The sequence below is a fragment of the Christensenella sp. KGMB01412 genome (genome assembly GCF_055522415.1).
This window is the reverse complement of record NZ_JBVFVW010000012.1, coordinates 47,448-60,005: the sequence shown is the minus strand read 5'-3', so window position 1 is coordinate 60,005 and position 12,558 is coordinate 47,448. Positions and strand designations below refer to the sequence as shown.

Sequence of the window (12,558 nt, the reverse complement as noted above, 5' to 3'; positions counted from 1 at the left end):
CTTTTATTCATTAAATCGTTTTATCTTTATAACATGATTCAACCCAACCATTTTATAGCAAGAATCTAACAAAAAACGCCCATTAACTTTTGTCAAATAAATCAGGTTTTTATCTGTTTTTATATTTTATGTTTTTTCGTGAATATTCTGTATTATCTTTGTGCAACTGATTGTATATCTTGATGTTATATTAGTTAAATCGTTTTACCATCTAGCTAAATAATAAAACGATTCCACTTTTTTGTCAATACCTTTTTCTATTTTTTATTTTGGAAAATAAGCACAAATTTTTAAATAGTGATTTATTTCTGTCTTATGAAACAGATGCGGGAAACCTTTGGACGTTTACCTGCATTGTCAAAAACGGCCGTTTTAAGCCTTGCACCTGTTATTTTCTCGTATAAAATTTTATAAAAAAAGCGGTATACTTTCGTATACCGCTTTTTATCTGTTTTGTTAACCTGATCAGACACCTTTTTTCGCATTTTCAAGCTGTTGCAGCTCTGTCTGGTTTGATGTGCATGTATGGCCCGGCAGAGGCATGATGCGCTCATGTACCGCGTCAACAATCCATTCCGGCTGCGGGAAGAAGTATTCTTCGAGCTCGTGCGCCGGCGTGATCCAGTTCTTAGCGCCAACAACAATCGGAGGAGCGTCAAGGTAATCAAACGCCAGCTCGCTGATCGTCTGTGCAAAGTCTTTGAGGTGCGAACCCCTCTCGCAGGCGTCGCCCGTGATAATGATCTTGCCTGTCTTCTTCACAGATTCCAGAACCTTCTCATAGTTGAACGGAACGAGCGAACGCGCATCTATGATCTCTGCGGAAACACCGTATTTCTCCTGGAGGATGTCCGCCGCTTTTGTTACCCTGTACAGCGTCGCGCCAACAGAAAGGATTGTGAGGTCTTTTCCTTCCCTCTTAACATCCGGCTCGCCGATCTTAACTTCATAATATTCCGCCGGCACTTCCTTCTGGAACATTTCGCCGTAGTCATACGTTCTCTGGCTTTCCAGGAAGATAACCGGATCTGTTCCGTTAAGCGCTGCGTTCAGCAGGCCCTTTGTGTCGTAAGGAGTGGCCGGGAACACAACCTTGAGTCCCGGGATGTGCGTGCACAGTGCGGACCAGTCCTGAGAGTGCTGTGCGCCGTATTTGGAACCAACGGATGCGCGCAGGACGAAAGGCATTTTCAGAACGTCGCCGCTCATTGCCTGCCATTTGGACATCTGGTTGAACACTTCGTCACCCGCGCGGCCGATAAAGTCAAGATACATAAGCTCGGACATTACGCGGCCGCCTGCCATTGCATAACCAACAGACGTACCAACGATTGCCGCCTCGGAAATCGGGGAGTTGAAGAACCTGTGATACGGAATTGCTTCCGTAAGTCCGCCGTAAGCGCCAAATGCACCGCCCCAATCCCTGTTGTCTTCGCCGTAAGCGATAAACGTAGGATCCTGATAGAATTTATCGATGGTCGCTTCAAAAATCGCGTCCCTGATCTGGTATGTTTTGTTCTTCGAAACCGGCTTACCGTTTTCATCGTAAGCGCTTCTGACCTTTTTCGCAAGCTTCTGAACACGCGGATCCTCTTCCTTGGGCATCAGCACGTCCGGCTTTCTTGTCGTATCCATGCTCGGGATTTCGAGATTTGTAAACATCATATCGGCAATCGCATTCGGATCTTTTTCAAGATCGATTCTGGGCGAGATTGTCTCGTCCTTACCAAGCTTAACTGCCCAAACCATATCTTTCCTGATTCCAAGCTCGATTTCCTTGAGCTCTTCTTCCGTTGCAACGCCGGCTTCGACCATCTGCTGTCCGAACACCTTGATGGAGTCGATCTCTTCCCACATAGCGATCTCTTCCTTCGTCCTGTAGGAAGAAGAGTCTGACGGGCTGTGGCCGGAAATCCTGTAGGTAACAACATCCAGCAGCACCGGGCCTTTCCTGTCTTCAATCACTTTTCTCTTGCGCCGATATGCGTCGATCACTGCGAGCGGGTTCATACCGTCGATACGCTCAGCATTCATCTCGAGCGGGTTTACGCCTGCTCCAAGGCGCGCAACCTCTTCATAACCCATGGTCTCTCCGCAGGTTTGTCCGCCCATGCCGTAGCTGTTGTTCCAAACATTATAGATAATCGGGAGGCCGCCCTTGTGTTCGTCGTCCCAAAGTTTGTTGAACTGATCCATTGAAGCAAAGTTCATGGATTCGTAAACCGGTCCGCAGCCAATAGAGCCGTCGCCGATGTTACAAACGACCATGCCCGGCTTCTGGTTTACTCTCTTAAAGAGCGCAGCGCCTGTAGAAATCGGCGCGCTGCCGCCTACGATCGCGTTGTTGGGGAAGATGCCAAACGGAATAAAGAACGCGTGCATCGATCCGCCAAGGCCCCTGTTGAAGCCTGTCTGACGTCCCCATGTCTCTGCGATCATGCCGTAAAGCAGGAACTCCCTTGCCATGTCCTTGATATTTTTATATTGCGTATGCTCCTTTACAACAGCGTATGTTTCGCCGTCAAAGAAGTTTTCCATGATGTCTTCAAGTTCTTTGTCGCTCAGCTTCTCAATGGAGGACATCCCCTTTGCAAGGATTTCGCCGTGGCTCCTGTGGGAACCAAAGGTAAAGTCTTCGATGCCAAGCTCAAACGCCTGTCCTACGTAAGCCGCTTCCTGCCCGATACCAAGATGAGCCGGGCCCGGATGGTTGTATTCGATGCCTTCGTACTGTCCTGTTGTTTTGATCATGTTCAGCATCGTCTCAAATTCACGAACAACCCACATATCCCTGTAGATGTTCTTGAACTGCTCTTTGGTAAAGTTTTTCACTTCATCCTTAACCGACTTTTGATACACATTCATCGGAATATCTTTGAAGGTGATCTTACCCGGCTTTCTCATTTTCTTCGGATCAATTACCAAACTTTTTGTCATTGTTTTTCTCCTTTTATATTGACACTTAAATAATTACTAAATTCATCTCATCTGCTATTTGGAAAAAGATGAGTGGATGCAGGCTGGATTTTTTTACGGCGGCGCAGTGCGGGATAGAACCCAGCGTTCATCGCGGCCTGCACCGGCGCAATCAAAATTCAGGATGCGCCGCTCAGATTTGCCAAATCGCTTCGCGGATGATCTCGCATACGGTCGGATGCGGGAATACGATCTTCTTGATCTGGTCGATCGGCATTTCCTTTGCAACCAGAGCGTCCGCGCCCCAGATGATTTCAGAAGAATAATTCGCGATCATGTGCACGCCCACAATTTTATTCCATTTATTGTCAACGATAATTTTGACAAAGCCGTTTCCGCCTTCGTTCTCTGCCACATAACGGCCTGAAAACTGCATCGGAACCTTTTTCACCGTAACATCAAGGCCTTTGGCCTTTGCGGTTTGCTCTGTTTCGCCAACGCCTGCAACCTCAGGATTCGTGTAAATCACGCCCGGAATCGCATTGTATGTCATTTTGTCTTTTTTACCAAGCATATTATTGATTGCAACTTCCGCCTCGCGGTATGCCGTATGCGCAAGCATAGACTTGCCGTTCACGTCGCCTGCGGCGTATACTTCCGGAATATTGGTCTTCATATGCTCGTCCGTCACAACTGCGCCGCGCTCCATGAGTACGCCGATGTTTTCCAGTCCGATTCCCTGCGTATTCGCCTTTCTGCCAATGCAGACCAACGTCTTATCGCACTGCGCTTTCTGGGATTTACCGGCCTCTTCGTAAACGACAGCGCCGTTTTCGATCTTTGTGACCTTGCAGCCCATTTTGAAGGTAATGCCTTTATCCTCGTAATTCTTTTTCAGAAGCTTTGCGATGTCCGCATCGATCGGCCCGCCGATCTGGTCGAGCATTTCGATCACAGTCACTTCGCTGCCTGCAGAGTTGAAATAGCTTGCCATCTCAAGGCCAATCACGCCGCCGCCGATTACAACAAGCTTCTTCGGAACGCTCTCGATGTCGAGAATTTCACGGTTTGTGAGTGCAAAGCCCTTTTCGTACTGGTCGCGCAGGCCGTCGATCGGAGGCATAGCCGCCTCGCTGCCCGTTGCGATCAGCAGGCGTTTTCCTGCATATACCTTGCCGTCGGCTTCCACTTCATAGCCGTCCGCGCCCTTGCCTTTGATTACGCCCGCTGCCTTCACCCACTCAACGCCAAGGCCTTTGAGTGTTGCCGCGATACCGCCGGTGAGCATTTTCACGACTTTGTTTTTACGCGTAACAACCGCCTTATGGTCGATCTCGATGCCTTTGCATACAACGCCGTATTTGTCGCCATGCTCCGCGCCGTCCTTCAGCTTTGCGGAATACAGGAATGTTTTTGACGGGATGCAGCCTTCGTTCAGGCACACGCCGCCTACGTTTCTCTTTTCAATCAATACTGCTTTTAAGCCTTCATGCGCAGCCCTTTCGCAGGCAAGATAACCCGCAGGGCCGCCGCCCAAAACTACCAAATCATAACTCATAAATAACCTCCAAAGTCTTTCACACCACCGAGGCCAGGCTGGATTGAAGCTCCGCAAGACAAGGAAACGGTAAATTTACGCGAGGGCGCGTATTGATGGCATACGTAACCGAGCGGTAAATTTTCGTTGACACCGTATTGCGGAGTTTCGGACTGCCTGACACTTATTTAGCAAGCAATGCCATAAAATTTTCCAGTGTTTTGCACAGCTCCTGTGCGAAACGCGACGCCGGCGCGCCGTCGAGCGCCCTGTGGTCGTACGTGAGGGAAATTCCCATCGCCTGGTACGGAACCGCTTCGCCATCCACCATCTTGAGCTTTGTCTGGATGTTGTTCACACCGAGGATGCCCGTCTGCGGCGGGTTGATAACCGGCGTGAAGTGCTCTACGCCAAATACGCCAAGGTTGGATACCGTGAAGGACGCGCCCGAAAGCAAATCCGGGGAAATCGTTCCCTCCTGCGCCTGCTTTGCAAGGTCTTTGGCTGCAATCGCAATCTCGTTAAGCGACATTTTGTTTGCGCCGAAAATCGTCGGAACCAGAAGCCCTCTGGGCGTATCTACCGCCATACCAAGGTTTACGTCCGTAAAATATCTCATCTTGTCGCCCAGGAAATGCGCATTGAGGTCCTTGTGGTTCAGAAGAACCCTTGAAACTGCAAACAGGATGATATCGTTGAAGGTAATGTTTGCAAGGCCCATCTTTTCCGCGTTCTCTTTGACGATTTTGCGGTAAGCCATGATCTGCGTTGCATCAAACGAGAAGGAGTGCGTAAGCTGCGCCATCTCCGAAAGGGATGCGTGCATGGATTTTGCGATCACCTTCCTGATGTTCGCAAGCTTTACATCTTCGTATGCCGCCGCAGGTGCCGCTGCTGCCGCCTGTGCAACCGCAGGTGCCGCTACAACCGCTGCGCCGCCATTTTTGGAAAGCTCCAGAATGTCGCGTTCAATAATTCTGCCGTTAGGGCCTGTGGGTACCGCCTGCTTATAATCGAGCATCTGGTTTTCCGCAATGCCTTTGGCGCGCGGGGAAATCTTTACAAAATCGCCTTGCGCAACGCTGCCGGTCGCTGCCACCGCAGGTGCCGCAGGTGCTGCCGCTGCCGCAGGCGCTTCCTCCTGTGCCGGCGCCGCTGCCGGTTCGCTGCCGCCGTCTACTGTTGTCGCCGCCGCAAACTGCGAAACGTCCTCGCCGGGTTCGCCGATCACACATACATTTTCAAGGCACGGAACGTCGTCGCCCTCTTCCGCCAGAATCGCGAGCATCGTCCCCGCAACCTTTGCTTCTTCTTCAAAGGACGCTTTGTCTGTTTCATACGAAAACAGGATATCGCCCTCGGCTACGCTGTCACCCACATTTTTGTTCCACTTTGTGATGATGCAGCTTTCAACAGATTGTCCCTGTCTTGGCATAATTACCGCTGTTGCCATCGAATATTACCTCCATAAGCTCTAAATTTGTTAAAACATTTAATAAATGTTAACTTTTCATGTTAAAAATCATCCAAATACAAAATAAGCACATAACCATGTTAAAATTTAACATTTTTATGTGCTTATTGTAACAAATTTACACTGCTGTTGTCAATGGATTATGGGACTTTTTCGCAGAAATAACCGTTCAAAAAACAGCTATTTTTCGGAACCTGCCGCATATTCCTTTTTGATCATCTTTGCAAGCTCGCTCGAAGCCGCAATTCCCATATATTTTTCAATCACCGCATCGAGGCCATCCTTTTTTAAATCGTCCTGAATTTGCACGGCAAATTTGTCATCCGGATTATTAAAGTGCAATGCCGCGACGATTCCTTTCACGATTCCTTCCGGCTTCGTGCCGTATTCAAGGCAATAAAGCGCAGCGCCAACAAGCCTGTCGTCCTTGCGGAGCTTGCGTACCGGATCTCCGCCCACACGCACAACCGTATCCTTAAGCGCTTTGTTTTCAAACCTTGTCAGCAAATCCTGTACATGGTCTGTGATCTCGCTGAGCGGAACGCCGTACTGCTTGTGCAGCGCATTTGCCGTATCGTTCATGGACGCTTCTGCCATTTTCCTGATCTCCGGATCTTGCACAGCCTGCCAGATGTACTCATAGCCCTTCTGCCATGCAAAGTACGCGCACATGGCGTGTCCCATGTTGTGGATAAACAGCTTTCTTTTGATGTAGAAGCCAAACGGTGAATATGGCACAAGGCCTGCAAGGTCCGGTATGCCGCCCCGGAAAGCGTCGCTGTCCACCGGCAGCAGCGCATAGGGCTCCACTGCGATTGCAAGCGGATCCGCCGCGCGTTCCTCTGGAGTGAGCGGCGGCACCATGCGCCCAATAGACGCCTCCACCAGCCCCAGGTTTTCGTCCGCCCATTTCTTTTGCCCATCGTTTAGCTTTTCATAAATGTAATCACGCATAATCTGATCTGCGTTCAGCTGGTTCTCGGCAAGGATGATATTAAGCGGTTTTCCGCTGCGCTCCATACGAAGCGCAATGCCCTTTGCAATATTGTCAATAATGTATGGGAGTACATTCACGCCTACCGCTGTCGCCATCAGGTCGCAGTCCGCAATACGCTCTGCCGCTTCCGGCGTGTTCGCATTTACCGCTTCCACGTTCTTTACCACGTCGTAATGATCTCCATCATTGGAAACGATGTGCACCCTGTATTCGTGATTTTTGTTGAATGCGTCGATTACTTCCGGCACGATATCAAGGAAGCATACCTCATATCCGCTTTCAGAAAGCACCTTTCCAATAAATCCGCGGCCAATGTTGCCCGCACCGTACATAACTGCTTTTTTCATTGTGATCCCTCCGGTTTGTCTCTTACTCACATATTATTCGTCTATTTTGTGATAATTATTCACAAAATATGTTATAAATCATCAGTACTTACTATATCATATTCCGTTTGATTTTGGTATAATATTTTTTATGAAAAAGAATGATTTTATTACCCTTATGATCGATGACATCGGCACAGATGGCCAGGGCATCGGGCACCACGAAGGCATTGCCGTATTTGTGGACGGGGCGCTTCCCGGCGAAACGGTTCGTGCCAAGATGATCGCGCTCAAAAAAAATTATGGAGTCGGCAAACTGGAGGAAATTACAGAGCCCTCCCCTATGCGCGTGAAACCTCCCTGTCATGTGTTTGGCAAATGCGGCGGCTGCACGCTGCAGCATCTTTCCTACGCGGGCCAGCTGACCTTTAAGCACAACCATGTATTAAGCTGCATGGAGCGTATCGCAGGCCTTTGTGTGCCGGTCAATTTTCCGCTCCCCGACCGGCAGGAATACCGCTACCGCAACAAGGCGGCCTTCCCCCTCCGGCAGAACGGCATGAATGTGGATATCGGCTTTTATGCAAGGCATTCGCACCGCATTGTGGATGTGGACGACTGCAAGATACAGCCGCATAATCTGGAGATCGTGATGTCCCAGCTGCGCGTCTGGATCGTTAAAAACGGCATATCTATTTATGATGAAAAAACGCATACCGGCCTGCTGCGGCATATTGTGTTGCGCGAAAACAAAGCGGGCGATATTATGCTCGTGCTGTGCATTAACGGCGAGGATATCCCGCACCGGTCGCATCTTATCATGTTGTTTGAATTCGTTCTCCCGCAGGTCAAATCGATTATGCTAAGTATCAATAAGCAAAGAACCAATGTGATCATGGGTGAAAAATCCATCTGTATACACGGCAGGGACCATATCTTCGAAACCCTGTGCGGACTCGATTTCAAAATCAGTGCGGAAAGCTTTTTGCAGGTTAATTCCGTCCAGGCGGAGGTTTTATATAACACCCTGTTCAAGCAGCTTTCGCTATGCAAGACGGACACGGTCCTCGATCTTTACTGCGGCGCGGGTACAATCTCGCTGTGTGCCGCCCAGCGGGCAGGAAAGGTAATCGGCGTGGAAATCGTAGAACAGGCCATCCTGAACGCAAAATTCAACGCGAGGCTTAACGGTATTGAAAACGCAGAATTTTTCGCGGGAGACGCGGAAAAGCTGCTGCCCTCCATACTGGAATCGGAAACAATCGACACAGTAATTGTCGATCCTCCACGAAAAGGCCTAGACGAAAAAGTGGTCAGGATGCTTGCAAATTCCGGGATTCCAAAAATCGGCTATGTGTCATGCAACCCATCCACGCTCGCGCGTGACCTCGCGCTCTTTGAAGAGCTTGGTTACCGTGCCGGCGTCGTCCAGCCTGTCGACATGTTCCCGCAAACCACTAACGTGGAGTGCGTGACGGTGCTTGAACGCAAATAAGTAAAAAAGAGCCCGCCCGCTTTTGCCGGTACCGGCTCTTTTTTGTTTCCTTATTTTATGTATTCCAAGCCAAAAACAGCTCCTTCCATATACTATACGACCGGAGCTGCTTTGTCGGTTTCCATTATTCGGTTTCCATTATTCGGTTTCCATAAAAAATCAGGACTCTATTTTGATTCCATATATCTTCTGCCCCCTTGTGCCGACAACAAGCGTATCGCCAAACACTGCCGGAGACGCTTCTATATTGGCGCCAAGGTTTATCCTGTCTATCAGCTTACCGCTGCGTCCGTCAAGAAGCATCATATCTCCTACGGAATTGCACGTTATGATATAAGCGTTTCCGTTCTCATCATACAGGTCAACCGGCGAGCTCCATACATATTTACCGGTATTAAATTCCCATACAGTCTCTCCGGTTTTTTTGTCGAGCGCCGCAAGGATTCCTGTACGCACCTGGGGCGTACGTGCAACCGGGAAAATGACCAGGTCTGAAATATTTTGTTTCCCGTTTACGCAGGTCGCCTGTACGCCGCCGGATATACCCGCGACGGTATTACACAAATAGGTATGCTTCCATACATACTCCCCTGTAATTGCATTGATCTTAAAGACCGGCACATCTCCAAGCTTCAATCTGCGGCTTGCCGTCCAGTGCAGCGAGGTTGCGATGTAAAGGTAAGGAACCCCATCTTCTACAGAGAATACCGGCGAGCCGTTTGTATCGTCCACAACGTCCTGCGCCCAGATAATTTTCATGGTATTCAGGTCTATACACATCATCGTGCCGCCATTATCGGCAATGTAAAGGTAATTTTTCCAGATTACGCCGCTGTCCTCCATGCCCAGCCAATAGCTCTGCTCGCTCGAGCGGCTTGTCCGGTACCGCAGCTTCACAATCTGCGACGGATCAATGGAAAGCTCTCCCGTTTTTATATCAAATTTGGTATTGAGCTTCATCGTATAAATGATTCCGTTTTCACCGGGCGCAATCAGGGTATCCGTACTTTCCGATACCAGTACGGAGCTGTCGTATCCGTGGAATTTGCGAAGTGAGAACGGATCCTGCGCGCCGAATTCATACAGCTTTTTACAGTCGATCAGGCTGTAGATAAATCCCCGCGCGGGTTCATCGCCGCACGAGTCTCCCGGGCCCAGGTACAAAAGCGGAATACCGCGCGGATCAAGGGCGCCCGCGCCTTTAAAGGGAAGCCCTACATGGAGGTCGTCCCTCGTCTTTTCCCCATCCTCGATATCGATAAAATATACGTTGCCGTCCATTGTGGAATAAATTGCTTCTACAAGGCCCTTCTTTTCCTTTTTGTGCGGATAAAGGTTCATCACCGCTTTCAGTTGGTCATCCCAGCGCACAATAAGCGGCTGTCCAGTCCATCCGCTGCCCGTCCAATATCCTTTTCCATAACCCTTTTCCAGCCTTCCCGTGGTAACAGCCCAGCCTTCCCGCAGCTTTTTGGGCGCGCCCGCAAGCGTGCCGTAGGTTGCGCCGCTTCGAAAGTTGTCCCCGCGGAAGGTTACGACACCCTGCATCTTCGTATAGGGCGACGCCAGCGGGAAATCAATTTTATCTGGCCTCTCATAATTCGATACCGCTTCGCCATCCAGCTCGAGCTCCGGTTGAATGCCAAGCACCTCCGGCGAGGTTCCCTTCACCGCATGCGGCTGTTGCTCCAAATTATTTTGTTCTGTCGCTTCATAGCGGTACACCTTACTGAATTTGCGGAACAGTCCCAGAAAAAACAGGACGACCGTATCGAGCGCCATCATAAAAATCCTAATAAAGCGGTTTGTTTTCATCTATCTATTATCTCCTTAAAATCATGTTCCTGATTTATTGCAGTTCCAGCGCGCCGTAAAACCCACGGCATTCCTCCGTACAAAGGATTCCTGCCCGTCCCGCATAGCAGCGCAGGAATGCCTGCGCAATTTCCCGGCCTGCTTTTATTATGACCGGCTTTTTCACAAACATACCAAGGGTGGATGCAAGGCTCCACATATCAAAATCAGGCTTCAGTCCGCCAAAATTAAGAATCATGGCATCCGCATCGTCCACGCCTGCCGGTATCACATCCATCAGGCAAAAAAAGTCCCCGCCCGCGACGCCGTTCCGTACGCTGTCCACATCAAGGTTCATTTCCGCGAGCTGCATATCCGGCGTATATTCCACCACTTCATAGGGTGAAGCAAGCATTTTTTTCTTCGCTGCCGGCATTGCAGCGCATTGCGCCGCGTCAACTGCCCGCCGCATTGCCCTGATGTGATCCGGCCCGCTCCCGCAGCACCCGCCAATAAGGCGCACGCCCGCTTTTATAAATTCCGGCGTCAGCTTTGCAAAATCCTCCGGCGTTTGCCTGAAAACGGCGCCGCCCGATTCCATTTCCGGCAGGCCCGCATTTGGTTTTACGCAAAGCGGCGTTATTGAAACCTGTTCCATTTGATTGATCGGCTCTAACAGGCTGTCCGGTCCGCCGGAGCAATTTGCACCTGCAAGCGCCGCACCCATCGCGCCGCATGTGACCGCGCATACCTGCGGCGTATTGCCGGACATTGTGCGTCCTCCATCAAAGGTCATACTGGAAATGATTTCCAATTCTCCAAGTTCCGTCGCCGCAACCATCGCCGCACGCATTTCATTGAGATCCGTAAACGTCTCAAAATTAATGATTTTCACACCTGCATCCTTAATCGGCACAAGCTGCTCTTTAAAAATCCCGACAGCGCTTTCAAAGGTCATGTCCCCTGCCGGCTGGAAAAACAATCCGGTCGGTCCGACAGAAGCCGCAACCATGACATTTTTACCTTCGGCGCACTCGAGCGCAAGCCGCGCCCCTTCAAAATTGATCTCATACAGTTTTTCGGCAAGCCCATGATTTTGCAGGGACGGCCTGTTTGCACAAAAGGTGTTCGTCTGGATGATATCCGAACCCGCATCGATATATCCGTTATAAACCTCACGTACCTTTTCAGGATGTGAAAGATTCCATTCCTCGGCGCTCTCGCCGCCAGAAAGGCCTCCCATCTGCAGCATAACCCCCTTGGATCCATCGTACAGCAACACTCTTTTTTTGATTTCCTCAGACAGTATTCCCATATCAGCCTCTCCTTTTTCCACCTGTCGCATTTCTTTTATTATACTTCATGAAGACTTGTTATGCGAACAAAATTTGTGTTTTTTGCAGCAAACGGTTTATTAATGTAATAGTATTTTCAGGAGGTACCATACTATGAATCAAAGGAACATACTTTCCCTTCCGGATCAGGATTTGAAGCGTCTCGAAATCATCGGCGCGATCATTGTGTGTATCCTTGCGCCTGTTTTCCACTTCCTTTTTGAATGGTCGGGAGACAATACCTTTGTCGGTATTTTTGCAGCTGTCAATGAGAGCGTATGGGAGCACACAAAAATTGTATATTTCCCATTCCTGTTTTACTCGATTGCCGAATACTTTATTTTAAGGCCTGATTTCCGGCAATTCTTTGCGGCCAAGACACTCTCCATGTCGCTCATATTGCTGTTGATGATTACTTTTTTCTATACCTATTCCGGTATGTTTGGTACGGAAAACCTGATCGTAGACATCATTTTCACTTTTGTACTTACGATCCTCGTTTTCTATTTATCTTACCGTTTTTATACCTCAGGCACGGACTACGACAATGTGTTCCTGCTGATTGTGATCCTGTTCGCCGCAATTCTCGCGATGGAGCTTTTCTTTACGGCTTTCCCGCCTGAAATCCCATTGTTCCAGGATTCCGTTACAGGAAACTTCGGTTTCCCCGGCTAAGCCTGCAGGC

Annotated in this window: 8 protein-coding genes; 2 read left to right on the top strand and 6 right to left on the bottom strand. The window is 49.4% G+C overall.

The genetic code is table 11. The annotated features are described in order from the left end of the window. Positions 1-465: 465 nt before the first annotated feature. The 4 genes from ACS5WU_RS13125 to ACS5WU_RS13110 form a co-directional block, all read right to left on the bottom strand. The gene (locus tag ACS5WU_RS13125; protein ID WP_046444527.1) at positions 466-2,937 is read right to left on the bottom strand and encodes an alpha-ketoacid dehydrogenase subunit alpha/beta; all 2,472 of its coding nucleotides are present in this window, start codon (positions 2,935-2,937) and stop codon (positions 466-468) included. A 172-nt stretch (positions 2,938-3,109) separates the two neighbouring features. After that, on the bottom strand, positions 3,110-4,474 hold the full coding sequence (lpdA, locus tag ACS5WU_RS13120; RefSeq protein WP_046444526.1) for a dihydrolipoyl dehydrogenase: 1,365 nt from the start codon (positions 4,472-4,474) through the stop codon (positions 3,110-3,112). 163 nt (positions 4,475-4,637) lie between these two features. Beyond that, positions 4,638-5,906 (bottom strand): dihydrolipoamide acetyltransferase family protein, encoded by a 1,269-nt coding sequence (locus ACS5WU_RS13115; protein WP_059109276.1) that lies wholly within the window; start codon positions 5,904-5,906, stop codon positions 4,638-4,640. Between the two features lie 201 nt (positions 5,907-6,107). Continuing rightward, on the bottom strand, positions 6,108-7,271 hold the full coding sequence (locus ACS5WU_RS13110; RefSeq protein ID WP_059109277.1) for a mannitol dehydrogenase family protein: 1,164 nt from the start codon (positions 7,269-7,271) through the stop codon (positions 6,108-6,110). 130 nt (positions 7,272-7,401) lie between these two features. Here ACS5WU_RS13110 and rlmD point away from each other — a divergent pair, with 130 nt between their 5' ends. Beyond that, positions 7,402-8,745, top strand: a complete 1,344-nt coding sequence (rlmD, locus tag ACS5WU_RS13105; RefSeq protein WP_320606678.1) for a 23S rRNA (uracil(1939)-C(5))-methyltransferase RlmD — start codon at positions 7,402-7,404, stop codon at positions 8,743-8,745. A 159-nt stretch (positions 8,746-8,904) separates the two neighbouring features. Here rlmD and ACS5WU_RS13100 read toward each other — a convergent pair whose 3' ends face one another. Next, positions 8,905-10,560 (bottom strand): outer membrane protein assembly factor BamB family protein, encoded by a 1,656-nt coding sequence (locus tag ACS5WU_RS13100; protein WP_059109279.1) that lies wholly within the window; start codon positions 10,558-10,560, stop codon positions 8,905-8,907. 34 nt (positions 10,561-10,594) lie between these two features. After that, positions 10,595-11,854 carry a homocysteine S-methyltransferase family protein gene (locus tag ACS5WU_RS13095; protein ID WP_302761617.1) on the bottom strand — a complete coding sequence of 420 codons (1,260 nt, stop codon included), beginning with the start codon at positions 11,852-11,854 and terminating at the stop codon, positions 10,595-10,597. A 133-nt stretch (positions 11,855-11,987) separates the two neighbouring features. On the opposite strand from ACS5WU_RS13095, the gene ACS5WU_RS13090 reads away from it, so the two are divergent. Beyond that, positions 11,988-12,548, top strand: a complete 561-nt coding sequence (locus ACS5WU_RS13090; RefSeq protein ID WP_302761615.1) for a DUF6512 family protein — start codon at positions 11,988-11,990, stop codon at positions 12,546-12,548. The last annotated feature ends 10 nt before the right edge of the window (positions 12,549-12,558 follow it).